Source organism: Pseudomonas sp. LAM2023, from assembly GCF_016620375.1.
Lineage (GTDB): Bacteria > Pseudomonadota > Gammaproteobacteria > Pseudomonadales > Pseudomonadaceae > Aquipseudomonas > Aquipseudomonas anuradhapurensis.
Genome location: NZ_JAENHV010000029.1, coordinates 27558 through 53405, shown reverse-complemented (window position 1 = coordinate 53405; position 25848 = coordinate 27558). Strand labels below are relative to the sequence as shown.

Below are 25848 nucleotides of genomic sequence, written 5' to 3'. Positions count from 1 at the left end.
CCATAGCGCGAGTGGAACCATGCACACCGACCTGTGGAATCACGCCCTGGCCTTGTACGCCAGGCCCGGCGTGGAAGCGGCCTGCCTCGCCTTGCAGGCGCAGGGTGGCGATGTCTGCCTGTTGCTGTGCGCAACCTGGCTGCAAGCACGTGGCGTGGCCGTGCTGGATGAGCGCGCGCAGTTATTGCACGGGGTTGCCGAGCCCTGGCAGCGTGAAGTGGTTGCGCCGTTACGCAGCCTGCGCCAACAGTGGCGCGCGGCAGCGCAGGGCGATGCGCGGCTGGCAGCGTTGCGTGATCAGGTCAAGCAGTTGGAACTGCAGGCCGAGAAAGCCTTGCTGGAACGCTTGCAAGCGTGTGCACAACAGTGGCCCACGGACGCTGACGTGCCCGCGGGCGACTGGCTGGCCCGGCTGGCGCCGGACCCGGCCCGCCACCACGACGCGCTGGACCAGTTGCGCGTCGCGGCGACCGCGCTTCAGGACGCCGAAGGCGCCTGAACCGAGGTACTGGCAGGTGCCGAAGGGGCTACCGAAGCAGCCGGCGTGGCCGAGTTGGTCCCAGCAGCCGTACTGCTGGCGGCAGGTGTTGCCGGTTTGGTTTCGGCTGGCTTGCTGGCAGCAGGCTTGGCGGCAGCAGGCTTGGTCGCTGCACGGGTTGGTGCTTTGGCTGCGGCGGGTTTCGCGGCCGGCTTGGCAGCAGTGGCTTTGGCTGGCGCTGGTTTGGCCGCAGCGGTGGTCTTGGCCGCTGGTTTGGCAGCAGCGGTAGCCTTGGCTGCAGGTTTGGCCGCCGGTTTGGCAGTTGCAGTGGTCTTGGCCGCAGGCTTGGCTGCCGGTTTGGCGGCAGCAGTAGTCTTGGCTGCTGGCTTGGCCGCCGGTTTGGCAGCTGCGGTAGCTTTGGCCGCTGGCTTGGCTGCCGGTTTGGCAGCTGCGCTGGCTTTGGCCGCTGGCTTGGCTGTCGGTTTGGCAGCTGCGGTAGCTTTGGCTGCTGGCTTGGCTGCCGGTTTGGCAGCTGCGGTAGCTTTGGCTGCTGGCTTGGCTGCCGGTTTGGCAGCTGCGGTAGCTTTGGCTGCTGGCTTGGCTGCCGGTTTGGCAGCTGCGGTAGCTTTGGCTGCTGGCTTGGCTGCCGGTTTGGCAGCTGCGGTAGCTTTGGCTGCTGGCTTGGCTGCCGGTTTGGCAGCTGCGGTAGCTTTGGCTGCTGGCTTGGCCGCCGATTTGGCAGCTGCAGTGGTTTTGGCTGCTGGCTTGGCCGCCGGTCTGGCAGTTGCAGTGGCTTTGGTTGCTGGCTTGGCAGCTGCGCGTTGGTCAAGGGCTTTGGCTGCTGCTTCTCGAACCTTGCCTACACCTTGAGCCAGCTTGAGGCTGTCCTGTGCATCGCGCTTGAGTTGTTGAATATAAGAACGGGTCTGGCTTTGACGTTCCTTGAGAGAATCGAGCAATTCTTCCAGTTCACCAATGGCTTTATGTGCCTTGGCCTGCGCCTTGGCTTTACCTGCCTTGGCTGCGTCTTGCAGTTTCTGACGTCCACCGTGCAGTTTTTCCTGCGCCTTGACACGCTGCTTTTCCAACTTGGCCAGCAGTTTTTCCGCATCAGCCAGCGCTTGCGAGCAGGCATCCTCCAAGTGTTCGAGCAGGCTGCCCGAAAGTTGCTGGAGCAGGTGTAACGGCGTACTTACTGGCTTCTTCTTGGCCGACATGGTTTACCTCCTGGCTGATGAGATTGCGGCTCATACTATGCTTCTGCTGCTACCGCCGCTAGGGCATGTTGACAGTATTGTTTACGCCGCGTTGCATGCCTGGGCAAAGTTGTTATCTTGCAGCTCCGAGCAAGTGTAGTTGCTGAATAAATGATTGCAGATATTCGGCAACTATCTGAACTGCGCGGTGCCCTTGTAGGAGCGGCCTTGTGTCGCGATGGGGTGCGAAGCAGCCCCGGCATTATCAACCCGATGCACAAATCCTGGGGCTGCTTCGCACCCCATCGCGACACAAGGCCGCTCCTACAAGGGCCTGCAAGCACGCACAATACAAAACTGAACACTGGCATAATTCCCCGCTCATTGGCGCAGGAACTGATCATGCCTCGATATCTAGTTTTAGGTTTATGCCTGCTGGCCCCTCTCGCCCTGGCCAACAGCGACGAACACGACCTGGCCTACAGCCTTGGCGCCAGCCTGGGCGAGCGGCTGCGCCAGGAGATGCCGGGCCTGCAACTGGACACATTGGTCGAAGGCCTGCGTGCGTCTTACCAAGGGCAACCGCTGAAGCTCGACAAGGCACGCATGCAGGCCGTGCTGCAGCAACATGAAGCGCAGGAAGACGATGCCGCCGCGCAGAAACAGCAGGCTGCCGAGACACGCTTCATGGCCAACGAGCGCGGTCGTTATGGTGTACACGAACTACCAGGGGGCCTGCTCTACAGCGAGCTGCAGGCAGGCTCTGGCGCGCAGCCCAAAGCCGGCGGCAAGGTGCAGGTGCGCTATGTGGGCAGGCTGCCCGATGGCTCGATATTCGATCAGAACCAGACACCCCAGTGGTTCAGCCTGGATTCGGTAATCGAAGGGTGGCAGGTGGCGTTGCCGCAGATGCGCACCGGCGCCAAATGGCGCCTGGTGATTCCGTCGGCGCAAGCTTATGGCGCCGACGGTGCGGGTGACCTGATCGCACCCTACACCCCGCTGGTGTTCGAGATCGAACTGCTGTCGGTTGCTGACTGATCTCGGCCGTCAGGCCTCGACCGCGCCCTCTTCCTTGTGCGCGTTGTGCAGTACCTCGATCAGGCAGTCTTCCAGCTCGAAGCGTTCGTGCAGCAGGGCTCCCAGCTTGGACAGCTTCTCGGCGAAGCGTTCGGTGTCCTTGCATTCACCCTTTTCGCAATGGTCATTGAACGCCAGCGCGATCTGGGTGATGTCGTTGATCCGGGGATTGATTTCTTCGGCCAGCTTCAGCGCCTTTTCGTCGTCGAAAGCCTTGGCCTCACTGACCAGTTGCTCGCAGACTTCGAAATGCCACGCTGAAACGTAGTCGACCAGAACCGCGCAGAAATCGCGGTTTTTTTCCTTGTCGGCAAAGGCCGGCTTGGCGTCGCGCAATGCGCGGAAAGCCTGCACCAGTTCCTGGCGCTCCTCCAGCCAGCGATCGATCAGCTTGTGAACCCCACCCCAGCGTTCCTGAGCGTTCTGACAACTATCGAGCATGGCGATCTCTTCCCTTCTGGGTAGATGCCGCTGCACCTCGCACTACGACCGTGCAGCACAAAGGTGACATCAGCAGGACGGCATCGAGCAGTTGTGTTTTCGGTATGCGTGTTGCGAGATTATTCCCGCGCGTGCTGCCCATCAAGGTACGCAGCGGACAAAGTTCATACAAGCGTTTAATACCCTGTTACACCGCCATTGGTCGCGCTACTGGCCAAGCCTTGCGCCAGGTCAACTTCCGGCCAGGGTGCGGAAACGATACGCCAGCAGGCAGCTCGCGGGTGGTACCGCCAACAGCAGGAAGGCCAGCAGGCTCCACTCGGGCAGCGTCAGGTCGAGAAAACTCCAGGTCAGCGCGTTGCAGTCAGGGCCGCCGAGCAACAATTGCCGCGCCGCTTCGCTCCAGGATTGTTCCAATACCCATGCGATCGGCAGCGGGCAGAGAGGCAGGGCATCGTCCGCGCCCTGCAACCAGACGTGCCGTGCCGCCAGCAACGCCCCCGCCAGCGCACAACCCAGCGTCGCCCGCGCATAACGGCGGACACCCTGCGAACGCGGTGCCTGCAGCACCGCCGCGAGGCACAGCAGCGCGTATAGGCCAAGCAGCACGCGCTGGCTGAAACACAATGGACACGGCACCAACCCCAGAACCTTTTCCAGCTGAAAGGATGCCGCCAGCACCGCCAGTGCGGCCAAGCAGGCGGGTAGGAAAAAGGTGCGTAAACGGGCCGGCAGCATGGGCGGTCAAGGTCCCGAGATGATGAAGTGGCTTGAAACGGTAGAGGAAAGACACGCTTTGTTTCAAGGCGCGACAGCAGCGACAAGTCGCTGAATCGCGAGGGAAATTTCTAGCAGACGAGTAGGAAACGTCTGAAGACAGGGACTGCAGATCCAGCTTGCATCAGCGGATAAGTTACCCGGCCCCATGGCCCGCACCTTGGCGCGGGCCATGGGTAAGGTCAGGCGCGCACGCCTTCTGGCAATGGCAGGGCCAGCAGGCGCTCGTCCAGCAGGCCGAGGCCCTCCTGGAACAACTGGTTGCTGCGCTCGGTCTCGCCAAGGCTGGCGAGCAACCGGGCCAACTCGGCGCAGGCCTCGGGGTTGCGTTCCATGCGCAGGCTGCTTTCCAGGTAGTCGCGCGCCTTGCCCCACAGGCGGTTCTGCAAGCTCAGGCGGCCCAGGGTCAGCAGCAGGCTGGCGTCGTCCGGGTGTGCCTTGAGCCAGCCTTCGGCGGTTTGCAGCTGGCGCGCCGGGTCTTCGCCGCGCACCAGGCCGTACAGGCGGGCCAGGTGGCTTTCGTAGTCACGCTTGAGGGCGGCGCGCAGCACTTGCTCGGCTTCGCTCTGGGCGCCGACCTGGCGCAACTGTTCGGCGTAGGCCAGCACCAGCTGTGGTTCCTGGCGCTGCGCCGCGGTCAGTTGCTGCCAGGCACGCTCCAATGCCTGACGCGCACTTTGCGCATCCTCGCCCCGGGTCGAGGCCAGGCTCAGGTTCTGCCCCCAGGCGCGCTGCTCCAGGGCGGCCAGCTCGGCAGCCGGCAGCACCTTGCCTTTGCGCAGCTCGGGCAGCAGGCGGATCAGGGCCGACCAGTCGCCGCGCGCCTGGTACAGGCGCTGCAGCAGGCGCAGCACCTGGCTGTTATGCGGGTGGCGGTCCTGCATGGCCAGCAGGGTTTCCAGGGCGCCGTCGCTTTCGCCACGGTCCATCTGCAGCTGCGCATGGGTCAGGGCGATGGCCAGTTCCGCTTGCGGCTGACGCTCCAGGGCACGCTCCAGCAGGTTGTCGCTGTCTTCGGTGCGGCCTTGCTCGTTGGCGGCGCGCGCCGCACCGAGGTAGAACAGCAGCGGCTGGCGCTCGGCCTCGGCGGCCCGGTGCAGGTGGCGTTGGGCGCTGGCCCAGCGGCCCTCGGCAAGGTCCAGCTGGCCCTGTTCGATGGACAAGCGGATGCGTCGGCTGCGGTTGCGTCGCGACCATGGGTTGACCACGCCGCTGGAAGTCAGCACCAAACCGACCAGGTAGCGCAGCAGCCACAGCAGCACGATCACGGCCAACAAGCCGGCCAGGGCGGCCCACAACCCCGACTGGTAGCGGAAACTGCCATAGGAAATCAGCACATAGCCGCTGTGCTTGGCGACCGCGATACCCAGCGCTGCGGCGATCACGATCGCCAGCACGGCCAGCAGGTAGACGCGCTTCATGGCTTGCCCCCTTCCGCCTCGGCCGGCAGGTGACGGCGCTGGATATACGCCTGTACTGCGGCCAGGCTTTCGCTCAGGTCGGGGGTGACCACCGAGACGGGTTGTTCGGCCAAGGCATTGAGGCTGTCGAGCATGGCCTTGCTCTGCGGGTTGTCGGCATTGAAATTGGCCAGCAGCACGCTACGGGCATCGTCCAGGGCCTGGGTGTAGACCTTGGCATCGCCATTGAGCGCCGCCCACTGGGCCTGCTCGATGGTCAGGCTCAGGGCCAGGCGCAGCTGGTTCAGCTGCTGCCCGGCCAGCAGTGGGCGCACGTTGTCATCGGCGTTGAAGTCGATCTGGAAATACTTGGAGATCTCGGCCCACCACTGCGACAGGCGGCTGGCGCCATCGCCGTCGGAGGTCAGGGCACCGAGCGCATCGGCATTGCTGGCGAACTCTGGCGACTGAGCGCTGAGTTGCTGCACCAGCTCGCGCTGCGCGGCCAGTTTCAGAAACAGGCCGGTACGGTCCGGTTGCTGCGTGCTGTTGAGCGTGGCCAGGCTACGCGCCAGCTGCTCGCGAGCGGCGAAGACGCCCGGGTCGCTCTGTTCACGCAGGATCTCGTCGGCACCCTCGACCAGCGCCTTGGCACTGGTGATGTCCTGCAGCGCCGACAGGCGCAGGGTGGCCAGGCGCAGCAAGTGCTCGGCTTCGGCCAGGCGCCATTCCTTGCGGCTTTCACCCAGCACGGTTTCCAGGCGCTGGCTGAGGCGTTGCTGGTCGCCTTGCAGTTGCGCCACCAGGCGGCGGCGGTCTTCCAGCTCGCTGGCAGGCGGCAGGCTGGCCAGTTGCGCGCTGATCTGCTGTTCACGCTGCTGCAGGGCTTCGGCGCGTTGGTTCAGCGCCTCGATGTGCTGGCCCTGGTTGAATTCGCTGCCTTGCAGTTGACGCACCTGCCAGACACCCCAGCCACCTACCGCGACCCCGGCCGCCCCCAGCAGCAGGGCCAGGGCTGCCAGGCCACTGCCGGAGCGCTTGGCAGGTGGGGGGGTGACGGGTTCCGTCGGCGCCTGTGCCGACGGCTGATCGTTTTTGGACAAGACAGTCTCGCTCACGTATCCATCCTTTGCATGGGGGCGCACCGCGTTCAGCTTAGCGCCTTAGGAGGCAGGTGCAGCGCTGCGCTGCACGGCTGCCAGCAAGGCCGTGGCACTGGCGCCACGGCAATCCACAACCTGTTGGGCCCCGGCGGCCCTGGCCTGTTCGGCGACCCGCGGGCTGGGCACGAACAGCGGCAGGCGCGCCAGCTGCGGCCAATCGGCGCCGGCCATCTGCTGCAAGTGTTCAAAACCCTGCCCACTGCTGACCACCAGGCCATTGAGGCGTTCCGCTTCGATGCGGCGCATCAAGGTGCCCGGCGGGTAAACCGGCAGGCAACGACGATACAGTTCCAGATAATCGACACTAGCACCTTGCTCTGCAAGACGCTCTGCCAGCAGTTCGCGACCTCCGACCCCGCGCACGATCAAGATGCGCGGCGTCGGCACGGCCACAGCCCGGCGCAGGGCTGGCAGCGCCAGCAAGGCTTCGCTGTCATCGCCGGCCGATGGGACGTTCACTTCCAGGCCCGCCGCCTGCAACACCGCCGCAGTCGCCTCGCCCACGGTGAACCAGCCTTGCCGTGGCGGCTGCAGGCCGGCCTCGGCCAGTTGTTCGAGCAATAACCTGGCGGCCGGCTTGCTGACCACGATGATCGCCTGGAAGCCCGACAGGCCTTCCAGCAATTGGCGTTGGCGGTTATCCACGGCAACCGGTTCGATCGCCAGCAACGGCAGGCAGCTACTGCCCACCCCCGCCGCCGCCAGGCTTTGCGCCAGCGCTGCGCAGTCTTCGACAGGCCGGGTCAGCAACAGGCGCCAGGGGCTCACGGGTGGCCGGCCTCGCCGTAGACTTCCTTGAGGATGGCCTCGGCGCCCTGCCCCAGCAGCTCTTCGGCGACCTGCACGCCAAGCGTCTCGGCGTTGCCACGGGGTGCGCGGGCTTCCGCCACCAGCAGGGTGCCGCCGCTGGGCTGGCCGACCAGGCCGCGCAGCCACAATTGGTCACCTTCCAGCACCGCGTAGCAGGCGATCGGCACCTGGCAGCCGCCGTTCAGGCGTTTGTTCAGGGCGCGCTCGGCCACCACCCGGTCGGCGGTATCGACGTGGTGCAGCGGTGCCAGCAATGCGTGGATCTCGCGGTCGGCGCTGCGGCATTCGATGCCCACCGCCCCCTGGCCACCCGCCGGCAGGCTATCCTCGACGCTGATGGTGGAGGTGATGCGGTCTTCGAAGCCCAGGCGGATCAGGCCGGCAGCGGCGAGGATGATGGCGTCGTACTCACCGGCATCCAGCTTGGCCAGGCGGGTGTTGACGTTGCCGCGCAGGAACCGGATCTGCAAGTCGGGGCGGCGCGCCAGCAGCTGGGCCTGGCGGCGCAGGCTGGAGGTGCCGACGATGCTGCCGGCCGGCAGTGCTTCGAGGCTGGCAAAGCGGTTGGAGACGAAGGCATCACGCGGGTCTTCGCGCTCGCAGATGCAGTACAGGCCCAGGCCTTCGGGGAAGTCCATGGGCACATCCTTCATCGAATGCACGGCGATGTCGGCTTCATTGTCCAGCAGGGCGGTTTCCAGTTCCTTGACGAACAGGCCCTTGCCGCCGATTTTCGCCAGGGGCGCGTCGAGCAGCTTGTCACCGCGGCTGACCATGGGCACCAGGGTCACCAGCAGACCGGGGTGGGCCTGCTCGAGGCGGGCTTTGACGTATTCGGCCTGCCACAGGGCCAAGGCACTTTTACGGGTGGCGATGCGGATTTCGCGAGTGGACATGAAACGCCCCGATCCAGAGAAATGCTGCCGATGATAACAGCATCGCCGCTATCGCTAGCAGATGTGGATCAGTTGAGGGCCTCTTCGCGGCTTAAGCCGCTCTCACAAGCTACAGTGCCGCTCGACGGGGCAATGCCGGACCTGTGGGAGCGGCTTCAGCCGCGAACAAGGGCGCAGCCCTTGCCATGCGGGTGCCGTATCAGAGGGTTTGCATCATCTTGCGCACGCCGGCGACATGGCGTCGGCTGACGGTAAGGGCATCGCCGTCCAGGCCCTTCAGGTACAGCTGGAAATGCCCCAGCGGGGTGCGCTGCAGGCGTTCGATACGTTCACGGGCAACCAGTGCGTTGCGGTGGATACGCACGAAACGTTCACCAAACTCGTCTTCCAGGGCCTTCAGCGGCTCGTCGAGCAGCACTTCGCCGGCCTCGTGGCGCAAGGTCACGTACTTGTGGTCGGCAATGAAATAGATAACCTGGGGCAAAGGGATCAGCTCGATGCCTTTGCGGGTGCGGGCACTGATGTGGCTGCGCGGGCCGCCACCTTCACTGCCCGGCCGGGTGAGCGCGGCCAACTGCGCGCGATTGGGTTTTTCGGCCTTGCGCAAGGCATCGCGCAAGGCCTGCGCCTGGAAAGGCTTGGTCACATGGCTGAGGGCACTGTCCTTGAACGCCTCGGCACCATATTCATCGTCCCCGGTGCAAAACACCACCGCCGGCGGCGCCTCGCGCTCGCACAGGCGAGCAGCGACCTGCAAGCCGTCCAGGCCTGGCATGCCGATGTCCAGCAGGACCACATCGGGCTTCAGGCTTTCGATCAGCGCCAGGGCCTCCTCGCCGTTGGTGGCGCTAGGCTCCAGCACGGTGTATCCCTCCAGCTCGCCGAGCAGGCGGCTGAGGCGCTCACGGCCTTGGGGTTCGTCATCAACGATCAGGACATTCATAATTGCGCTGGATTCCTGAATGAGTCTCGCACAGGTATAGCGTAGACAGGTATGGTTCGAGCGACACTGCGGTCAGGCTCTAGACCGGTGCGATGGCCAAAGATTCACTCGGCAGGCAGATTCACTGCCAGTCCTCTGTCCAACTGTAGACGGTCCGTGGAACACTGCCGTTCATTCCATGAAATCGTTGTTCGGCGTTTTCCCTTGCATTTCTCTCGACCAGCGCCCTGCGGCGCCCCGCACAACCCTGCTATCATCCGCGCCACTTCTTTCGTTCACGCCTGCAATGAGTGAATCCATGAGCACCGACAAGACCAATCAGTCCTGGGGCGGCCGCTTCAGTGAGCCCGTCGACGCCTTCGTCGCCCGTTTCACCGCCTCGGTCGATTTCGACAAGCGCCTGTACCGCCACGACATCATGGGTTCGATCGCCCACGCCACCATGCTGGCGCAGGTCGGCGTGCTCAGCGACGCCGAGCGTGACACCATCATCGATGGCCTGAAGACCATCCAGGGTGAGATCGAGGCCGGCACCTTCGACTGGCGCGTCGACCTCGAAGACGTGCACATGAACATCGAGGCACGCCTGACCGACCGCATCGGCATCACCGGCAAGAAGCTGCACACCGGCCGTAGCCGCAACGACCAGGTGGCCACCGACATCCGCCTGTGGCTGCGTGACGAGATCGACCTGATCCTGGCCGAGATCACCCGCCTGCAGCAGGGCCTGCTGGAACAGGCCGAGCGTGAAGCCGAAACCATCATGCCCGGGTTCACCCACCTGCAGACGGCGCAACCGGTTACCTTCGGCCACCACCTGCTGGCCTGGTTCGAAATGCTCAGCCGCGACTACGAGCGCCTGGTCGACTGCCGCAAGCGTGCCAACCGCATGCCTTTGGGCAGCGCCGCCCTGGCCGGTACCACCTACCCGATCGACCGTGAACTGACCTGCAAGCTGCTGGGCTTCGAAGCCGTGGCCGGCAACTCGCTGGACGGCGTGTCGGACCGTGACTTCGCCATCGAATTCTGCGCTGCAGCCAGCGTGGCGATGATGCACCTGTCGCGCTTCTCCGAAGAGCTGGTGCTGTGGACCAGTGCGCAGTTCCAGTTCATCGACCTGCCAGACCGCTTCTGCACTGGCAGCTCGATCATGCCGCAGAAAAAGAACCCCGACGTGCCAGAACTGGTACGTGGCAAGAGCGGCCGTGTATTCGGCGCCCTGACCGGCCTGCTGACCCTGATGAAAGGCCAGCCGCTGGCCTACAACAAGGACAACCAGGAAGACAAGGAGCCGCTGTTCGACGCCGCCGATACCCTGCGCGACTCGCTGCGTGCTTTTGCCGACATGATTCCGGCAATCAAGCCCAAGCACTCCATCATGCGTGAAGCGGCCCTACGCGGCTTCTCCACCGCCACCGACCTGGCCGACTACCTGGTACGTCGTGGCCTGCCGTTCCGTGACTGCCACGAGATCGTCGGGCATGCGGTGAAATATGGTGTGGACACCGGCAAGGACCTGGCCGAGATGAGCCTGGATGAACTGCGCCAGTTCAGCGACCAGATCGAGCAGGACGTGTTTGCCGTGCTGACCCTGGAAGGCTCGGTGAATGCCCGCAACCACATTGGCGGCACCGCACCGGCGCAGGTGCGTGCGGCAGTGGCTCGCGGCAAGGCGCTGCTGGCTTCGCGTTAAGCCCTGGACTTGGGGCCGCTGTGCGGCCCATCGCGACACAAGGCCGCTGCTACAGGGGTTCGGGTACCCGCTGCTAGAGCGGCCTTGTGTCGCTTTGGGCTGTGAAGCAGCTTCTGGCTTCTAGCGCTTGCCGCTGCGAATCATCTCCATGAAGGCTGGCATCGCCGCCGCCTTGTCCGCCACGATCCGCGCCATGTGCGGGTTGTCGCCCATCAGCCCGAGCAAGGTCTTGGCCTGGGGGAAATCTTCCAGGAAGTCGACGTTCAGCACTTTCTTGCCCACGGCGCAGGCCAAGTCGACCGAGAAGCAGAACATCAGGTCTGCCAGCGTCAGTTGCTCACCCGCCACATAGGGTGCGAAGCGGCCGTTGCGCTTGAGCGTGGCAAACCCGGCCAGCAGGTCGGCACGCGCCCTTTCCTTGATCAGCGGCTCCACCGCCATGCCAAAGAACGATTCGGCGTAGCAGGTACGCGCCGGCAGCTCGATGTACAGCTCGATTTCCTTGAGCAGCTCACGCACCTTGGCCTGCCCGAACGGGTCGGCCGGCAGCAGCGCCTTGCCGCCCTGGGTTTGCTCGATATAGTCGAGGATCACGCTGGTTTCGCTGAGGAAGCCATGTTCGGTCTGCAACACCGGCACCTTGCCTCGTGGGCTCACATCCAGCGCCTGCGGCGCCTGGCCGCCATAGAAGGTGACCTCCTCGAAGGGCAGGCCTTTTTCCAGCAGGGCCAGCTTGACCATGTTGTAGTAGTTGCTGACCGCGAATCCGTGAAGCTTGAGCATGAGGTAACAGCCTCCAGGCCGTAAGGGGTTGGCCTGGCTTTTATAGACCGATCGCCAGCCCCTTGACCAGTGTCATGCGCCCCGTCAATGCCCGGGCATTGCCGTCGCAGGCGTGGCACACTGTGCATCCCATCACAGGAGTACCGCCATGAGCGAGCCCACCGACATCGACAATGACGACGACGAAGCCTTCGCCGAGGCGACGCTGACCCAGGCCATCGAAAACCAGATCGAAAGCGGCGAGCCGCCTGCGGCCAAGGCCACCTTCAACAAGCTGACCCTGGTCGGCTATGCGCGCGAAGACATTCTCAACCTGATGGCCCATGTGCTGGCCTTCGAGATCGACAACATGCTGGTGGAAGACCGCGCGTTCGACAGCGAGTGGTATGAAAGCGCGCTGCGAGCGCTGCCGGAGTTGCCGCCTGAGATGGATCAAGGCGACGACGAATAACCCGTCTACACTCCAGGATCAGGCACCGCCACTGGTGCCGCCATCCTTGTCTGGAAGTCAGGAGTCGCCATGTCCTTCACCCCCGATCTGATCGCTGAACTGGAAGTGCTCGCGCTGTTCAAACACGACAGCAGCCAGGAAGGCATCAAGATTCACAAGAACGCCTCGCCTGCCCTGGTTGCCGCCGCGCAACGCCTGCATGAAAAGGGGCTGACCGATCAACCTGATGGCGGCTACCTGACCAGCCTGGGTCATGACGCCGTCGAAAGTGTCCAGCTGTTGCAGAACATCCTCAAGGCGCCACAGCCGGCCTGACAGATTGCAGCAATGCCTGTAGGAGCGGCTTTGTGTCGCGATCGGGCCGCAAGGCGGCCCCGGCAATGAGTGCAGCGTGGCTGAAATCCGGGGGCCGCCTGGCGGCCCGATCGCGATCCAAGGCCGCTCCTACAGGCGGTCCGTATATGCCTTCAGTGTGCTACTGCCCGGCGCTTTTCCGCCAGGCGCGAGCGCCCGTACAGGAATACGATGGCCAGCAAGGCCACAGCCTGCGCCGACAGCGAGTAGGCATCGGCGTGGATCCCCAGCCAATCGAACTCGAAGAACGCCACTGGCCGCGTACCGAGCACCCCGGCCTCTTGCAGTGCCTTCACGCCATGCCCGGCGAATACCACCGACAAGGCGCACAGCAACCCGGCGTTGATACTGAAAAACAGCGACAACGGCAGTTTGGCCGAGCCCCGCAGGATCACCCAGGCCAACCCCACCAGCAGCACCAGCGCCGTAGCACCACCCGCCAGCACCGCCTGGTGCCCGCCTGGGCCTGCCTGCAGCCACAGGGTCTCGTAGAACAGGATCACCTCGAACAGTTCGCGGTACACCGAGAAGAACGCCAGCACGGCAAAGCCGAAACGCCCACCGCCACTGACCAGGCTGCTCTTGATGTAATCCTGCCAGGCGGCGGCGTGGCGGCGATCGTGCATCCATACACCAAGCCACAGCACCATCACCGCGGCGAACAGCGCCGTACAGCCTTCCAGCAGCTCACGCTGGGCGCCGCCCACGTCGATCACATAGGCCGCCAAGGCCCAGGTGGCGAAGCCGGCCACCAGCGCCAGGCCCCAGCCCATGTTGACGCTGCGCACCGCCGACTGCTGGCCGGTGTTGCGCAGGAAGGCCAGGATCGCCGCCAGTACCAGGATCGCCTCGAGGCCTTCGCGCAGCAGGATCAGCAAACCGGACACAAAGCTCAACGACCAGCTCAAGCCATTGCTGCCCAGCAGCTTGGCTGCCTGCTCGAGCTTGGCCTTGGCTTCGCCCAGGCGTTGCTCGGCTTGGGCGACGGGCAAACCGTCCTGCAGCGCCTGGCGGTAGGCCATCAGGGATTTTTCAGTGTCCTTGCGCGCCAGGGTATCGATGTTGTCCAGTGAGCTTTCCACCAGTTCGAAGCCTTCCAGGTAGGCCGCCACCGACAGGTCGTAGGCCTGGTCATGGTCGCCTGCACGGTAGGCAGCCAGGCTCTTGTCCAGGGTACTGGCGGTGTATTCGAGCAATTGCGCCGGGCCACGCTTGACCTGGGGTGGCTGCGCGCGCTGGGCGCGGAACGCCTCGACGACGGCATCGCCCTCTTTGGCGGCGACTTCGGCCGGGGTCTGGCGGGCCAGGTCGGCAATGTTCCAGGTCTTGTCGCCTTTGCCGGCTTCCGGCTTGGCGGTAAAGCCGGCGATATAGGCGGCCACGTCCCAGCGCTGGCGATCATCCAGCTGGTCGGCGAAGGACGGCATCTCGGTGCCGTCGATACCCAGGGCCAAGGTGTTGTAGAGGTCGAACAAGCTCAACTGGTCGAGGCGCGCGACATCGCGCAGGTTGGCGGGTGCCGGCTCCAGGCCCACGCCAGCCGGGCCGTCGCCGGCACCGGTGTCGCCGTGACAGATCGAGCAGTTTTGCGCATACAGCGCCGCGCCACGGGCCGGGTCCGGGGTGATCACCGGGGCTTGGCTGACCTCGTAGGCCACTGCCAGACGTGCGCCCAGCTGACGGGCCTGCTTGGCTACCGCTGCACCATCCTGGCGCTGGTCGATGGCTTGGCGCAACGCCTGCACGCCCTGCTCCAGGGCCGCTTGCTCGGCGTGCGCAGGCAGGCCTTTGATCAGGTCGGCCAGCACAGTGCTGAATTCCTGCTGTTCGCGATATTCGCCGTCGTCGATGACCTTGCCGTTTTCCACGGTCGGCGGGTAGTCGGCGCCTATATAGTCGAGCAGGTGCAGCGCCTTGGTAGCCTCGGCGGGGGCTTCGGCCAGCGCCAGGGTACTGCACAGCGCCAGCACCGGGCCCAGCACCAAAGCAGGCAGCCAGGCAAGCAGACGGGAACGGGTATTCATGGCCAGTCTCGAGGGAAATGCGAAAGAGAACATTGTTCACTTCCACTTTGCTTCTCTCAAGGGTGTCGGACGGATTTCATGAAAAATCTTGCTACAAATCAGACGAAGTGAGGGAAAGGCATGACGGCTGGGCAATGCCGTGGATCTTGAGGTGCCTGGCGGGGGATTGGGTGGGCCTGACGGATGCCTGCCCTCCCCCGATCTCCCGTCAAACACCCCGCAACTTCAGCGCCTCCCAGCCTCATTCCACCCCCCACCCAACGCCAGGAACACACCAATCTGCCCCAACGCCACCTGGCTATTGGCCGCCGCCAACTGCGCGCGCATGTCGGTATAAGTCCGCGTTGCCTGCAAGTCCGCCAGGAACGATTCACGCCCCGCCTGGTAATAGCGGTGGGTCTGGTCGGCCGCGTCCTTGGCCGACTGCTCCGCCTCGGCCAGCGCATCGCGCCGGTCCAGCAAGGCACTGTACTGCGCCAGGCGAGTCTGGGTTTCGCGGATGGCGTTCAGCACCACCCCATCGAAGTTAGCCAAGGCCGCCTGGGTCGAGGCTTCGGCCATGCGGATGCGAGCACGGGTGCCATTGGTGGGGATGCTCCAGCTGACCTGCGGGCCAAAACCCCAGCGGTTGGTCGAGGGCTCGCCAAGGTTCTCGAGGATACCGATGGTGCCGACCTGGGCGCCGATGCTGATATCCGGGTACAACGCGCCGGTGGCCACACCGATGTTGGCAGTGGCCGCAGCCAACTGGCGTTCGGCCTGGCGTACGTCGGGGCGGCGCTTGAGCAGGGCTGCGCCATCGCCGACGGGCAGCAGCTGGCTCAGGTGCGGCAGTTCGGCACAATCGGCAGTGCCGGCAGGCAGTTGCTCCACCGGCTTGGCCAACAACGCCGCCAGGGTGTACAGGCCGGCCTCGCGCTCGGCCTTGAAGCGTGGCAGCTCCGCGCGCAAGGACTTGAACTGGGTCTGCGAGCGGGTGACCTGGGTCTCATCGCCACGGCCGGCATCACGCAAGCGCTGGGTGAGCTTGACGCTTTGTTCCTGCAGGTCGAGCGACTCGCGGGCGATATGGTATTCCTCGTTGGCCGAGCAAACCTGGGTATAGGCCTTGACCACGTCTGCCACCAAGGTGATGCGGGCGGTATCGGCTGCGGCCTGCACAGCATCGGCATTGGCCTTGGCGGCCTCGGTGCCGCGCTTGAAGGTACCCCACAGGTCGAACTGGTACGAGGCGCTGATGATCGCCTCACCAATATTCGCCACCGGTACTTTCTCGGGCAGCAGGAAGGCTTCGCCAGACTCCTGCAGGCGCTGGGCACCCAGTTTGACGCCGCCGTTGAAGCCGCCTTGCGACTCAGCCACTTCGACCTGCGCGCGGGCCTTGGCAATGTTGGCAGCGGCCACACGCAGTTCGCTGTTGGCACTCAGGGCCTGGCGCACCAGCTCGTTCAACCGCGGGTCCTGATACAACTGCCACCAGTCCTCAGGCACCGGCGTCGACACCACGCTGTCAGCATCCTGGCGCAACGGGCCATTGAGGTCGCTGCGCTGCACCGCGGCATCCTTCGGTACCTGGTAGTCGGGGCCAACCATCATGCAGGCCCCCAGCGACAGGCACAGGCCAGCCAGCATCAGCTGTTTCATGGCCGCTGGCCCTCGATGATCGACACCGTGGCGGTTCGCCCGGCGATCATGCGGAAGTCCTCTGGTACCTCGTCGAAGGCGATGCGTACCGGAATACGCTGGGCCAGGCGCACCCAGCTGAACGCTGGGTTGACGTTGGGCAGCAGGTTGGCCCCGCTGCTGCGGTCGCGGTCTTCGATACCGGCAGCAAAGCTTTGCACATGGCCGCTCAGGCGGGTGTTGTCGCCCATGACCCGGATATCCACGGCATCGCCAATGTGAATGCCGCCCAGCTTGGTTTCTTCGAAGTAACCGTCGACGTGGTACGAGGCGCTATCGACCACCGACAGCACCGGCCGGCCAGCAGTGACAAATTCATGGTTACGCGGCGCACGGTCGTTGAGATAGCCGTCCACCGGGCTGCGCACCACCGAACGGTCGAGGTTGAGCTGGGCGCTGTCGACTGCCACTTGCGCTTCGCTGACCGCCGAGCGGGCACGGGCTTCGCGAGACTGGCTCTCTTCCAGCTGCTCGGCCGCCACCAGGTTGCCCAGCTTGCGGTTGCGCTGCGCCTCGCGGGTAGCCTGGGCCAGGGTTTCCTGGCGCTCGGCCAGGGTCGCCTTGGCCTGGCGCAGGGCCAGGGTGAAGCGGTCCTGATCGATGGTGAACAGCACATCGCCGCGCTTGACGGTCTGGTTGTCGCGCACCTCGACCTTCTGGATCAGCCCGGAAACGTCCGGGGCGATCTGGATCACGTCGGCGCGGATGTGGCCGTCGCGGGTCCACGGGGCGAACATGTAGTACACCACCATCTGCCACACGAGCACGGCGGCGAAGCTCACTACCAGCAAGGTCAGGACCACACGGCCCAGGGTCAGCAAAGGTTTTTTCATGGCAGCATCAGGTTTCGGCAAAAGTGGTCCACCGCGCCAAGCAGCACGGCATACAAGGCAACGTTGAACAACGCCCGGTGCCAGACCAGGCGGTAGAAATGCACGCGCACCAGCACCGCGTGCACCCCGAGGAACAGCAGGTAGGTGCCAAACATCATCACCAGCAGCGTGGGCAGGAATACCCCGCTGATATCCAGTTCACCAATCACAGGGGCGCTCCGTCGAGTCCGGGGGGCAATTGCGGCTGTTCGGCGGGTTCGAGCATCACCTCGACACCCGGCAACAGCGCCAGGCGCAGGCCGCTCAAGGCATGCAGCAGGTGGGTGCGGGCATCGCCGCGCTCGTACAGCTCATCGAGGTTCAGCGCCAGGCGCGCGCGCTCCATGTTGCGCAGTAGCGCGGCAGGCGCATGCAGGCGTTCACCAGCGCGCAGGCAGGCGGCGTAATGCGCGCCGACTTCCTCGATCACGGTGCCCAGGCGCTCACGGGCCTGCTGGCCGGCACGCGGCATGTAGGCCAGCAGGTCCAGCAGGTTGAGCCCTACGCGCAGGTCGCGCAGTGCCACGCCACTGTCCTGGCCGGTCTGCGACAGGCGCGGCAGGTGCTGCATCAGGCGGTCGAGCATCTGCACACCCACGTGGCGGTGTTCGGCAAGGGTGGCCGGTTCGGTCATTTCGACGATGTCGCGCCAGGCGAAGCGGGTCATGCGCTTGGCCGCCAGCTCCACACCGAACGGGCGCATCACCAGGGTCCAGATGAAGGCGAACAGCAAGCCGACGGGGCCGGCCAGGTTGGAGTTGAGGAAGGTGAAGAAATCCGCGTCGTAGGCACCCTGGATGCTGATGAAGGTCGAGGTGTTGACGATGGTCAGCAAGGTGCCGAGGTAAAAGCGCGGTTGCACGGTCAGGGTGCCGACGCAGATGAACGGCACGGCAAACGCCAGCACCAGCATCGGGAAGTCGTGCAGGTTGGGCAGCACCAGGAACAGGTACAGGCTGGAGAAGATCACCGACATCAGCGTCCAGAAGAAGAACCTGTAGATCTGCGGCGCCGGGTCGTCCATCGCAGCGAAGAAGCTGCACGACACGGCAGCAAGGATCACCGCGCTGGCCCCGTCGTTCCAGCCCAGGCCGATCCACAGGCCGCAGGCGACAATGATCGCAAGCACGGTAGAGGCTACCGAATACAGCATCAACCCGCGGTCGAAGAACGCTGTCAGGCGGCCCAGCCGCCAGTGGCGGTACACCGCGCGCCAGGGTTTGGCATCGTCGCTGCGCAAGGCGTGCTGCAGGCTGCAGCAGTCCTGCCAGAGGTCGGCCCATTCCGTAAGGCGATACAGGGCGTTGGACAGCAGCAGCTCGGCACGTTGGTCGAGGGCTGCGGCGCCGGGCTGCAGGCGCTCGATCTGCTCGTGCAGGGCGGCCCAGCGGGCGGGCGAAGCGCTGTCGGCGGTGCCCCTGAGCCATTCGCGGGCGGCCTCCAGCAGCGGTCGCATCTGGGCGAATTTCTCCGGAGCACGGCCTTCGAGGGCGACCAGGGCGTCGTCGAGGGCGTCGATCAACGGCAGCAGGTGGATCATGCGCCCGCGCAATTCGCGAGCATTCTTCAGGGTGTGCGGGCCGGCACCTTCATGGCCGAGCTGGCCGATCATCAGTTCCAGCGAGTTGAAGGTGGTGACCATCGTGCCGCGCAGGCCACCCACCTGGTCGGCGCTGGCTTGGCGGGCGAGGTAGGTATCGCTGTAACGGATCGCCTCGCTGAACCAGGTAGTGGTGGCACCGACCACCACTGGCGCCAGCCGACGCGGCCAGAAGATGGCCCCGACCACTGCCGCGCAAACGATACCCAGGCAGATTTCCTGGGCACGGGAAGACGCCACGTCGAACACTGCCAATGGGTTGTCGACCACCGCCAGGGCGATCATCGGCAAGGTGTAGCCCGCCAGCATCAGCACGTAGTTGTTGGCGGTGCGCAGATTCAGCGAAAGGAACAGCAAGGTGCCGGTCCACAAGGCGATGGCGATACTCAGCAGCAATGGCGACTGTACCAGCGGCGGCACCAGGAAGATCGCGCCACCGGCACCAAGCAGGGTGCCCAGGGCACGGTACAGGGCCTTGGAGCTGGTTGGCCCGAGGAAGGGGCTGGAGACGATGTACACCGTGGCCATGGCCCAATAGGGGCGCGGCAGCTGCATGAGCAGGGCGATGTACAGGGCGATCATGGAGGCGGCGAAGGTACGCACGCCATAGAACCAGTCGCGCGCCGGCGGCACCGAGCTGAAGAAACCGTTCATGCGGCCTCGCCTGTGCTGCCCAGGCCGGCAGCTTCGAAGGCACGCAACACGCGCAAGGCGGCTTCCAGGTCAGCTTGGTCGATATGCTGCAGCACCTCACGGCGCAGGCGCACCAGTTCGGCTTCGATGGACTCGGCCAGGGCGCGGCCTTCGGCGGTCAGGCTCAGGCCCTTTGCACGGCGGTCCAGCGGGTCTTCGCTGCGGCATACCAGGCCAGCCTTGCACAACTGGTCGAGCAGGCGCACCAACGACGGGCTTTCCAGGCCCGCAGCCTGGGCCACGGCAACCTGGTGCACACCGTCGCCCAGACGCACGATCATCAGCAGGGGCGTGGCGCAGGCTTCGGAGATGCCGTAGCCGGTCAGGGCGGTGTGGCAGATGCGCCGCCAATGCCGGGCGGCGACCACCATGCCGCTGCTGACTTGCAGGCGCAGGAGATCAAGGGACATTGAAGAAACCAAGGATATTCATAGTTTGCTAACTATCAATATACGCTTGGCCCTCCCCCTGTCGTCAACCAGCGGTGACGGATAGCCTGGGTGAAATGTTGTTCATGCCTGTTGTCAGTACCGGCCTGAGCAGAACGACTCAGGGCTGAATCTGGTCTTCCAGCTTCATGGTCAAGGCCAATGTGCTGCCCATCTGTACCGCCCGGTCGCGCCACTCCTGGTACCGCACCTCGTCACGGTTGCTGAAGTGCACTGCCAGCTCTTCGGCGGCCTGCACCACGCCCGCCGCTGCCGCCAGCTCCAGCCAGTACAGCGCCGCCTTGATATCGGCTTCCACGTACAGCCCGTGCATCAACCGGTATCCCACCTCGAAACGGCAACGTGCCTCGCCCCGCTCGGCACCGCGCAGGAACCATTGGTAGGCCTGCACCAGGTCGACCTGCCACTGCAGGTCGCCGTCGCACACTTCTTCCTCGTACAGGTCGCCCAGCGCAGCGGCGGCATGCAACAGGCCGCGCTCGAACGCCTGGCGGTAGCACTCTGCCGCCTGTACATAGGAGGGTTCGATACCTTTGCCGAAGTAATGCTGCTGGCCGAGGTTGAACCAGGCCGCGGCACTGCCCTGCAGGGCGGCCATGCGCAACAGGTGGCCGGCCAGCACGGTATCGGCACGCCAGTACTTGCCGTTGAGCCAGATCCAGCCAAGGTCATTGAGCGCCGCCACGTTGCCTTGCAGCGCCTGGCGGCGCAGGTCGGCATATACCGCCTGCACGTCGCTGGCCTCGTCCAGGCGGCTGATCAGTAGCGAGCGCTGGCTGGGCAGCCCTACCCCGGCAAACAACCGCTGTCGCCTCCCGACAGCAATCGGTGGGGCGATGACCCGCTCGGGCAGGAGACGGGCAAGCAGCGAATGGATATTGCTGGCAGCAGACATGTTCATCCTCATTGAACGACGCACAACCCCAACCTTCGGCTGTGATGAGGCGTGATTCTGCGTGACGACACGTCAAAACCTGTCGCGAACGAATCGGCACCTGGCAACCAAATGCGACTTCCTTGATCTGAGCAGGCTGTGGCCAATTGCCATGCCCCACGCCTGCCGCCATCCTATTGCGGCAAGCCTAGACAAGGACGTTACCTTTTGCCGTTCGCCACTACCCGCGCCACCCTCAGCCGTCAGTGGGCGCTGCTGCGCCAGCTGCCCAGCCGCTCTCCAGGCATTACCAGCGCCGAGCTGGTCTGGCGCCTGCGTGACGTAGGCTTCACTGTCAGCAAACGTACCGTCGAACGCGACCTCAATGAGCTGTCGCTGATATTCCCGCTGGAGCGCAATGACAAGAGCATCCCGTTTGGCTGGCACTGGTCGGCGAGCGCGGTGGGCGAATTGCGCGGCAATTTCGATCTGCTGACGCACCTGCGCGGCGACGCGCTGCAACCGGCACGGGGTGAGGGGGTCGAGTTGGTGGCACGGATCAGCGATGCACTGGCGCGGCAATTGCGCGATGCGCCGCTGAGTAGTGACATGCAACTGACGGCGCTGGAACACGGGCATCGGATGCGGGCCACGGTGAGTGATGGCTGGCCGCTGCGCTGGTGGCTGTTGAGCCATGGCGATGGGGTGGTGGTCGAGCAGCCTACCGGCCTGCGGGAAGAGATTGGCAGAATACTCAACAATGCGGCTGCGCAGTACCAGAATTCATAGCCGGTACCGGCCTCTCGCGGGTGAAGCCGCGAGGCACCGGTACCGGCTTACCGTTAGCGCTGCAACCCCCACCGCCGCACGGTCAGCCGCTCCAGGGTATTGAACACCAGCCCTTCCACCAGCAGACCAATCAGGATCACCACCGCCAACCCGGCGAATACCTTGTCGGTGTAAAGCTCGTTGCGGTTCTGGAAGATGTACCAGCCCAGCCCACCTTTGCCGCTGCTGGCACCGAACACCAGCTCGGCGGCGATCAAGGTGCGCCAGGCAAATGCCCAGCCGATCTTCAACCCCGACAGGATCGACGGCAGCGCCGCCGGCACCAGGATGTGCAGCACCAGCCGCAGCCCCTTCAGGCCATAATTGCGACCGGCCATGCGCAGCGTCTCCGACACGCCGAGGAAGCCGGCATAGGTATTGAGCGCCAACGCCCATAGCACCGAGTGCACCAGCACGAAGATCAGGCTGTTGTCACCCAGCCCGAACCAGAGCAAGGCCAATGGCAGCAGGGCAATTGCCGGCAGCGGGTTGAACATCGAGGTCAATGTGCCCAGCAGGTCACGGCCCAACTGGGTCGACACTGCCAGGCTGGTCAGGCCAAAGGCCAGGACGATGCCCAGCACATAACCCTTGAGCAAAATCACCAGCGAGACGCCGACCTTGGCTGGCAGTTCACCGCTGAACAGGCCATCCCACAAGGCGACGGCGGTTTGCACAAAGCTTGGCAGCAACAGGTCGTTGGCCTGGTAGCGGGCCACGGCCTCCCAGAGCACGACGATCACCAGCAGGATGACCGCCTTGCGCAACCAGCCTTGCTGCCACAGGCGCTGCAGCAACGGCAGTTGACGTTCCACGGGCACACTGAGTAGGGGCTGTAGTTGCACCTCGTATTCCTGGCGTACAGGTGTAGTGGTCATGGCTGAAGCTCCTGTCAGTAGGCGATGCGGATATCGTTGAAGCCAAGCTCACCAGCCGGTTCCGGCGCGCCCGCTTCGTCAAACAGCAAACGGTGGATGCGCCGGGCACTGGCCTGGAAGTCGTTGCCGCCCAGGCTGCCCAGGTCGTACTGGTGGCTGTGCACTTCGGCCCGTACCCGCCCAGGGTGTGGCGACAACAGCAGGATGCGGTTGCCGACCACCAGCGCTTCTTCGATGGAGTGGGTGACGAACAGCAAGGTGAAGCGCACCTCCTCCCACAACAGCAACAGTTCTTCCTGCATCTTGCGTCGGGTCAGCGCATCGAGTGCGGCAAACGGCTCATCCATCAGCAGGATCTTCGGCTGCGTGGCCAAGGCCCGGGCGATGGCCACGCGGGCCTTCATGCCGCCCGACAGGGTGTGCGGGTAGGCATCGACGAAGGCGGCCAGGCCGACCTTGTCCAGATAATGCAGCGCCCGCTCCTCGGCCTCCGCGCGCTTGAGTTGGCCCGATACCAGCAGCGGGAACGTGACGTTCTGCTTCACCGTCTTCCAGGGCGGCAACTGGTCGAATTCCTGGAACACCACGATGCGATCGGGGCCCGGGCCATTGACCGCCCGGCCCTGCAACAGCACCTGCCCTTCCTGGGGCGAAATGAAGCCAGCCACCGCCTTGAGCAAGGTGGACTTGCCACAACCAGAGGGGCCGAGCAGCACGAACCGGTCGGCACGGTCGACTTCGAAGCTGACCTGGTGGGTGGCCCGCACCACGCGTTGCGCGGTACGGTATTCGAGGCTGAGGTTGTCCACCTTGAGCAAAGGCGGCGTAGCGACATGGCTCAGGTTGCTGGCCGTGCGGCCTGGCAAAGGGGCGGTCATGATCGGTCAGCTCCCCTGCAGCGGGCGTTCATCCTGGAAGAAATAGTCCTTCCACGATTCCGCCTTGTGCTTGATGGCGCCCACCCGATAGAGGAAGTCGGCCAGCTTGTAGGTGTTTTTTGGCGTGATGGTGAATTCGTACTGCGGGTTGTCGATCAGCTTGATCAGCGTGTCGCGGTCGATCTTGGCTTTGGTCACGCGGATATAGGTGTCGGCAGCCGCTGCCTTGTCGTTCTGGGCGAAGTCGGCAGCCTCGGCCAGCGCATCGACGAAGGCCTTGTAGGTCTTGGGGTTGTCCTTGCGGAATTTCTCGGTGGCAAACAGCAAGGTCGGCGAATTGGGGCCGAGCAGGTCGTAGCTGTTGAGCACCACGTGCACGGCCTTGTTGGCCAGCACCTGGTCCTGGAACGGCGGGTTGGAGAAATGCCCGTTGAGCTCGGTGCCGCCGGCCAGCAGCGCGGCAGTGGCATCCGGGTGCGGCACGGCCAGGGTGTACTTGTCGAGGCGGTCGTATTGCTTGTCACCCCATTGCTGGGCGGCAGCGTACTGCAGGAAGCGCGACTGCACCGAAACGCCTACCGCCGGCACGGCGATGCGGTCCTTGTCGGAGATGTCGGCGATGGTCTTGACGTTGGGGTTGCTGCTGACCAGGTAATACGGGAAGTTGCCCAGCGAGGCCACAGCCTTGACGTTCTGCCGGCCCTGGGTACGGTCCCAAACCGTCAGCAACGGGCCGACGCCAGCGCCGGCGATATCCACCGAGCCGGACAGCAAAGCGTCATTGATGGCCGAACCACCGGATAGCTGGGCCCAGTCGACTTCGATGTCGATGCCCTGCGCCTTGCCGTGCTTTTCAATCAGGTGCTGGTCCCGCACCACGTTAAGTAGCAGGTAGACGATACCGAACTGTTCGGCAATGCGGATCTTGCCTTCTGCCTGCGCCGCAGCAGGAGCGGCCAGGCTGCCGACAACCAGGCTCGCACCCAGGCCGATGCTTGCCGCCAGGCGGCTGATGGATTTGCGCATGTTGGGTTCCTCAGTGGTCAGAACGGGGCATCGCCCTGGATAGTGGTGCGGTACAGCTTGCGGCGCAGGTTTGCTGGGCAGCCGGTGGCCAGGTGGATCAACGAGCGGTTGTCCCAGAACACCAGGTCGTGGGGCTGCCACTGGTGGCGGTAGATGTTCTGTTCCAGCACGCTGAGGGCATACAGCTGTAGCAGCACCTCGCGGCTTTCGTCGTCTGGCATGCCGACGATGCGGGTGGTGAAGCCTTCACTGACGAACAGCGCCTTGCGGCCGTTTTCCGGGTGGGTACGGACGATCGGATGGATGACTTCCTGAACTTGCGCCAACTGCTCTGCGGTCAGGGTCGGGCGCCAGTTGCCTTCGAACTTGTTCTCGGCGTAACGGGCCGTGTAGGAGTGCGCGGCACTGCGCCCCTCGACCACCTTGCGCAAGGCTTCGGGGACGGCGTCCCAGGCCTTGTGCATGTCGGCGAACAGGGTATCGCCGCCCTCGATGGGCAGCTCCTGGGCATGCAGCATGGAGCCGAGGCTTGGCAGTTCCTTGTACGACAGGTCCGAATGCCAGAATTTGCCGGCATCCCCCAGGCCAATGTTGCGACCATCCTCGATGATGTTGGAAACGATCAGGATTTCGGGGTGGCCGGCTAGCAGGAACTGCTTGAGCACGTGGATCTGCAACTCGCCGAAACGGCGGCTGAAGGCGATCTGCTGCTCGGGGCTGATGCGCTGGTCGCGAAACACCAGCACATGATGGTCGAGGTGGGCGCGGTGGATACGGGCGAAATCTTCGGTGTTGACCGGTTGAGCCAGGTCCAGGCCGATGACTTCGGCGCCTGTGGCAGCGGAGAACGGGCGGATTTCGAAGCGTTGCGGCTGGGCGCTGTCGATGATCGACAAGGCGTTCGAGGCGGCTGACATTTTTAACTCCCACGCAGTGCGCGACGTCAATGGCGCGCAACGATCAGAAACGCACGGGGATTTCCCGTGTGGATTCAAGTCGTGCGGCGCGCCGATTGGTCGACGGGTACGCAGTGGAAGCGACTATAAAGGCATAAAACCTATAATTTAAATATCTTTAATGAATAACCATAGCACTGGCGTTTGCCTATTCCCCGATCAGATCAGGCCGCCCTGCTCTTCTTCTTCGATAAGGTTGTTCAGGCTGCTGAGCGCCTTGCGCGCCGTGGAGCGATTAAGCAGCTTGGCCTGCGCCCCGGGAGGCAGGTCGGTGATCTTGAAGACCCCCTTGGCAGTCAGCACGTCGATCAGGTCCTCGAGCACCCGGATCATGTCGAGGTCGCTTTGCTTGAGCTGGTTGAGGCTGTTTTCCACAATGTCGTCGGCGAACCAGGCCTGGATATCGGCATGGTCGGCAGGGAGCATTTCTGTGAACTCGTCGAAAGCGGCTGCCTCTACCCGCCGCAACTGGCCGGCAGCATCGCGTTGCACATAGAACATGGCGTCCCTCGTCACATTGGTTCCTTGTTGGTAGGCAGCAGCATAGGCAAAGATTGCCGGGCGCGCAGGCACGGCGCCAGAGTATGCGCTGTCGCAGGGTTGCGGGAAAGATCTGAGGGAG

Annotated in this window: 27 protein-coding genes; 6 read left to right on the top strand and 21 right to left on the bottom strand. The window is 64.3% G+C overall.

The window, feature by feature from the left end; all coding sequences use genetic code 11:
- Positions 1-19 precede the first annotated feature (19 nt).
- A complete protein-coding gene (locus JKP78_RS18575; protein WP_200627154.1) occupies positions 20-499 on the top strand; it encodes a TIGR02444 family protein in 480 nt (159 codons plus the stop codon).
- Here JKP78_RS18575 and JKP78_RS18570 read toward each other — a convergent pair.
- A complete protein-coding gene (locus tag JKP78_RS18570; RefSeq protein WP_200627153.1) occupies positions 478-1695 on the bottom strand; it encodes an AlgP family protein in 1218 nt (405 codons plus the stop codon). The two genes, JKP78_RS18575 and JKP78_RS18570, sit on opposite strands and share 22 nt — an antisense overlap.
- A 381-nt stretch (positions 1696-2076) precedes the next feature.
- Between JKP78_RS18570 and JKP78_RS18565 the strand changes: the two genes are divergently transcribed.
- The gene (locus tag JKP78_RS18565; protein ID WP_186687750.1) at positions 2077-2715 is read left to right on the top strand and encodes an FKBP-type peptidyl-prolyl cis-trans isomerase; all 639 of its coding nucleotides are present in this window, start codon (positions 2077-2079) and stop codon (positions 2713-2715) included.
- 9 nt (positions 2716-2724) lie between these two features.
- On the opposite strand, the gene rsd is transcribed toward JKP78_RS18565, so the two are convergent.
- From rsd to JKP78_RS18530, 7 genes are all read right to left on the bottom strand, one after another.
- Positions 2725-3195, bottom strand: coding sequence for a sigma D regulator (rsd, locus tag JKP78_RS18560; RefSeq protein ID WP_170027749.1), 471 nt, complete (start codon positions 3193-3195; stop codon positions 2725-2727).
- A gap of 231 nt (positions 3196-3426) precedes the next feature.
- Positions 3427-3933 (bottom strand): disulfide bond formation protein B, encoded by a 507-nt coding sequence (locus JKP78_RS18555; protein ID WP_186687751.1) that lies wholly within the window; start codon positions 3931-3933, stop codon positions 3427-3429.
- 221 nt (positions 3934-4154) lie between these two features.
- Entirely contained in the window at positions 4155-5393 is a 1239-nt protein-coding gene (locus JKP78_RS18550; protein WP_170027747.1) for a heme biosynthesis protein HemY, read from the bottom strand.
- Positions 5390-6490, bottom strand: a complete 1101-nt coding sequence (locus JKP78_RS18545) for a uroporphyrinogen-III C-methyltransferase (RefSeq protein WP_200627152.1) — start codon at positions 6488-6490, stop codon at positions 5390-5392. The genes JKP78_RS18550 and JKP78_RS18545 overlap by 4 nt, the downstream gene beginning before the upstream one ends.
- Before the next feature lie 45 nt (positions 6491-6535).
- Positions 6536-7303: a uroporphyrinogen-III synthase gene (locus tag JKP78_RS18540; RefSeq protein ID WP_200627151.1), complete on the bottom strand. Its 768-nt coding sequence runs from the start codon at positions 7301-7303 to the stop codon at positions 6536-6538.
- Positions 7300-8241: a hydroxymethylbilane synthase gene (gene hemC / locus JKP78_RS18535; protein ID WP_186687753.1), complete on the bottom strand. Its 942-nt coding sequence runs from the start codon at positions 8239-8241 to the stop codon at positions 7300-7302. The genes JKP78_RS18540 and hemC overlap by 4 nt, the downstream gene beginning before the upstream one ends.
- 199 nt (positions 8242-8440) lie before the next feature.
- Positions 8441-9184 (bottom strand): LytR/AlgR family response regulator transcription factor, encoded by a 744-nt coding sequence (locus JKP78_RS18530; RefSeq protein ID WP_186687755.1) that lies wholly within the window; start codon positions 9182-9184, stop codon positions 8441-8443.
- Positions 9185-9482: 298 nt separating this feature from the next.
- On the opposite strand from JKP78_RS18530, the gene argH reads away from it, so the two are divergent.
- Entirely contained in the window at positions 9483-10877 is a 1395-nt protein-coding gene (argH, locus tag JKP78_RS18525) for an argininosuccinate lyase (protein WP_186687757.1), read from the top strand.
- A 120-nt stretch (positions 10878-10997) separates the two neighbouring features.
- Here the strand turns inward: argH and JKP78_RS18520 are convergent, their stop codons facing one another.
- Entirely contained in the window at positions 10998-11660 is a 663-nt protein-coding gene (locus JKP78_RS18520; RefSeq protein ID WP_186687759.1) for a glutathione S-transferase, read from the bottom strand.
- A 148-nt stretch (positions 11661-11808) separates the two neighbouring features.
- On the opposite strand from JKP78_RS18520, the gene JKP78_RS18515 reads away from it, so the two are divergent.
- Positions 11809-12111 carry a hypothetical protein gene (locus JKP78_RS18515; RefSeq protein ID WP_186687761.1) on the top strand — a complete coding sequence of 101 codons (303 nt, stop codon included), beginning with the start codon at positions 11809-11811 and terminating at the stop codon, positions 12109-12111.
- Positions 12112-12180: 69 nt separating this feature from the next.
- Positions 12181-12426 carry a TIGR02647 family protein gene (locus JKP78_RS18510; protein ID WP_170027740.1) on the top strand — a complete coding sequence of 82 codons (246 nt, stop codon included), beginning with the start codon at positions 12181-12183 and terminating at the stop codon, positions 12424-12426.
- Positions 12427-12578: 152 nt separating this feature from the next.
- On the opposite strand, the gene JKP78_RS18505 is transcribed toward JKP78_RS18510, so the two are convergent.
- From JKP78_RS18505 to JKP78_RS18475, 7 genes are all read right to left on the bottom strand, one after another.
- The gene (locus JKP78_RS18505; RefSeq protein WP_186687764.1) at positions 12579-14522 is read right to left on the bottom strand and encodes an FTR1 family protein; all 1944 of its coding nucleotides are present in this window, start codon (positions 14520-14522) and stop codon (positions 12579-12581) included.
- Between the two features lie 192 nt (positions 14523-14714).
- The gene (locus JKP78_RS18500) at positions 14715-16133 is read right to left on the bottom strand and encodes an efflux transporter outer membrane subunit (RefSeq protein ID WP_200627150.1); all 1419 of its coding nucleotides are present in this window, start codon (positions 16131-16133) and stop codon (positions 14715-14717) included.
- Positions 16130-17005: an efflux RND transporter periplasmic adaptor subunit gene (locus tag JKP78_RS18495; protein ID WP_186687770.1), complete on the bottom strand. Its 876-nt coding sequence runs from the start codon at positions 17003-17005 to the stop codon at positions 16130-16132. The genes JKP78_RS18500 and JKP78_RS18495 overlap by 4 nt, the downstream gene beginning before the upstream one ends.
- Positions 17002-17214 (bottom strand): DUF1656 domain-containing protein, encoded by a 213-nt coding sequence (locus tag JKP78_RS18490; RefSeq protein ID WP_114169105.1) that lies wholly within the window; start codon positions 17212-17214, stop codon positions 17002-17004. The genes JKP78_RS18495 and JKP78_RS18490 overlap by 4 nt, the downstream gene beginning before the upstream one ends.
- Positions 17211-19298, bottom strand: a complete 2088-nt coding sequence (locus JKP78_RS18485) for an FUSC family protein (protein WP_186687773.1) — start codon at positions 19296-19298, stop codon at positions 17211-17213. The genes JKP78_RS18490 and JKP78_RS18485 overlap by 4 nt, the downstream gene beginning before the upstream one ends.
- Positions 19295-19747 (bottom strand): MarR family winged helix-turn-helix transcriptional regulator, encoded by a 453-nt coding sequence (locus JKP78_RS18480; protein WP_186687775.1) that lies wholly within the window; start codon positions 19745-19747, stop codon positions 19295-19297. Before JKP78_RS18480 ends, JKP78_RS18485 begins: the two co-directional genes overlap by 4 nt.
- 139 nt (positions 19748-19886) lie before the next feature.
- A complete protein-coding gene (locus JKP78_RS18475; RefSeq protein WP_186687777.1) occupies positions 19887-20681 on the bottom strand; it encodes a tetratricopeptide repeat protein in 795 nt (264 codons plus the stop codon).
- A gap of 207 nt (positions 20682-20888) precedes the next feature.
- Here JKP78_RS18475 and JKP78_RS18470 point away from each other — a divergent pair, with 207 nt between their 5' ends.
- Positions 20889-21449, top strand: coding sequence for a WYL domain-containing protein (locus tag JKP78_RS18470; RefSeq protein ID WP_186687779.1), 561 nt, complete (start codon positions 20889-20891; stop codon positions 21447-21449).
- A 53-nt stretch (positions 21450-21502) separates the two neighbouring features.
- Here the strand turns inward: JKP78_RS18470 and JKP78_RS18465 are convergent, their stop codons facing one another.
- The 5 genes from JKP78_RS18465 to JKP78_RS18445 all read right to left on the bottom strand — a co-directional run bounded on the left by JKP78_RS18465 (position 21503) and on the right by JKP78_RS18445 (position 25727).
- Positions 21503-22366, bottom strand: coding sequence for an ABC transporter permease (locus tag JKP78_RS18465; protein ID WP_200627149.1), 864 nt, complete (start codon positions 22364-22366; stop codon positions 21503-21505).
- Between the two features lie 14 nt (positions 22367-22380).
- Complete coding sequence (locus tag JKP78_RS18460) at positions 22381-23244, bottom strand: ABC transporter ATP-binding protein (protein WP_200627148.1); 864 nt, start codon at positions 23242-23244, stop codon at positions 22381-22383.
- A 6-nt stretch (positions 23245-23250) separates the two neighbouring features.
- On the bottom strand, positions 23251-24270 hold the full coding sequence (locus tag JKP78_RS18455) for an ABC transporter substrate-binding protein (protein ID WP_200627147.1): 1020 nt from the start codon (positions 24268-24270) through the stop codon (positions 23251-23253).
- 17 nt (positions 24271-24287) lie between these two features.
- Entirely contained in the window at positions 24288-25187 is a 900-nt protein-coding gene (locus JKP78_RS18450) for a TauD/TfdA dioxygenase family protein (protein ID WP_186687798.1), read from the bottom strand.
- Positions 25188-25385: 198 nt separating this feature from the next.
- The gene (locus JKP78_RS18445; RefSeq protein WP_170027728.1) at positions 25386-25727 is read right to left on the bottom strand and encodes a tryptophan synthase subunit beta; all 342 of its coding nucleotides are present in this window, start codon (positions 25725-25727) and stop codon (positions 25386-25388) included.
- Positions 25728-25848: the final 121 nt, after the last annotated feature.

What these genes read in the sequence shown, in the direction of transcription:
- JKP78_RS18515 (WP_186687761.1), top strand. Translation starts at nt 11,809, where the DNA reads ATGAGCGAGCCCACCGACATCGACAATGACGACGACGAAGCCTTCGCC.
- argH (WP_186687757.1), top strand. Translation starts at nt 9,483, where the DNA reads ATGAGCACCGACAAGACCAATCAGTCCTGGGGCGGCCGCTTCAGTGAG.
- JKP78_RS18565 (WP_186687750.1), top strand. Translation starts at nt 2,077, where the DNA reads ATGCCTCGATATCTAGTTTTAGGTTTATGCCTGCTGGCCCCTCTCGCC.
- JKP78_RS18465 (WP_200627149.1), bottom strand. Translation starts at nt 22,366, where the DNA reads ATGACCACTACACCTGTACGCCAGGAATACGAGGTGCAACTACAGCCC.
- JKP78_RS18530 (WP_186687755.1), bottom strand. Translation starts at nt 9,184, where the DNA reads ATGAATGTCCTGATCGTTGATGACGAACCCCAAGGCCGTGAGCGCCTC.
- JKP78_RS18460 (WP_200627148.1), bottom strand. Translation starts at nt 23,244, where the DNA reads ATGACCGCCCCTTTGCCAGGCCGCACGGCCAGCAACCTGAGCCATGTC.
- JKP78_RS18450 (WP_186687798.1), bottom strand. Translation starts at nt 25,187, where the DNA reads ATGTCAGCCGCCTCGAACGCCTTGTCGATCATCGACAGCGCCCAGCCG.
- JKP78_RS18455 (WP_200627147.1), bottom strand. Translation starts at nt 24,270, where the DNA reads ATGCGCAAATCCATCAGCCGCCTGGCGGCAAGCATCGGCCTGGGTGCG.
- JKP78_RS18555 (WP_186687751.1), bottom strand. Translation starts at nt 3,933, where the DNA reads ATGCTGCCGGCCCGTTTACGCACCTTTTTCCTACCCGCCTGCTTGGCC.
- JKP78_RS18575 (WP_200627154.1), top strand. Translation starts at nt 20, where the DNA reads ATGCACACCGACCTGTGGAATCACGCCCTGGCCTTGTACGCCAGGCCC.
- JKP78_RS18570 (WP_200627153.1), bottom strand. Translation starts at nt 1,695, where the DNA reads ATGTCGGCCAAGAAGAAGCCAGTAAGTACGCCGTTACACCTGCTCCAG.
- JKP78_RS18480 (WP_186687775.1), bottom strand. Translation starts at nt 19,747, where the DNA reads ATGTCCCTTGATCTCCTGCGCCTGCAAGTCAGCAGCGGCATGGTGGTC.
- JKP78_RS18550 (WP_170027747.1), bottom strand. Translation starts at nt 5,393, where the DNA reads ATGAAGCGCGTCTACCTGCTGGCCGTGCTGGCGATCGTGATCGCCGCA.
- JKP78_RS18495 (WP_186687770.1), bottom strand. Translation starts at nt 17,005, where the DNA reads ATGAAAAAACCTTTGCTGACCCTGGGCCGTGTGGTCCTGACCTTGCTG.
- JKP78_RS18520 (WP_186687759.1), bottom strand. Translation starts at nt 11,660, where the DNA reads ATGCTCAAGCTTCACGGATTCGCGGTCAGCAACTACTACAACATGGTC.
- JKP78_RS18505 (WP_186687764.1), bottom strand. Translation starts at nt 14,522, where the DNA reads ATGTTCTCTTTCGCATTTCCCTCGAGACTGGCCATGAATACCCGTTCC.
- hemC (WP_186687753.1), bottom strand. Translation starts at nt 8,241, where the DNA reads ATGTCCACTCGCGAAATCCGCATCGCCACCCGTAAAAGTGCCTTGGCC.
- JKP78_RS18510 (WP_170027740.1), top strand. Translation starts at nt 12,181, where the DNA reads ATGTCCTTCACCCCCGATCTGATCGCTGAACTGGAAGTGCTCGCGCTG.
- JKP78_RS18445 (WP_170027728.1), bottom strand. Translation starts at nt 25,727, where the DNA reads ATGTTCTATGTGCAACGCGATGCTGCCGGCCAGTTGCGGCGGGTAGAG.
- JKP78_RS18500 (WP_200627150.1), bottom strand. Translation starts at nt 16,133, where the DNA reads ATGAAACAGCTGATGCTGGCTGGCCTGTGCCTGTCGCTGGGGGCCTGC.
- JKP78_RS18485 (WP_186687773.1), bottom strand. Translation starts at nt 19,298, where the DNA reads ATGAACGGTTTCTTCAGCTCGGTGCCGCCGGCGCGCGACTGGTTCTAT.
- rsd (WP_170027749.1), bottom strand. Translation starts at nt 3,195, where the DNA reads ATGCTCGATAGTTGTCAGAACGCTCAGGAACGCTGGGGTGGGGTTCAC.
- JKP78_RS18475 (WP_186687777.1), bottom strand. Translation starts at nt 20,681, where the DNA reads ATGTCTGCTGCCAGCAATATCCATTCGCTGCTTGCCCGTCTCCTGCCC.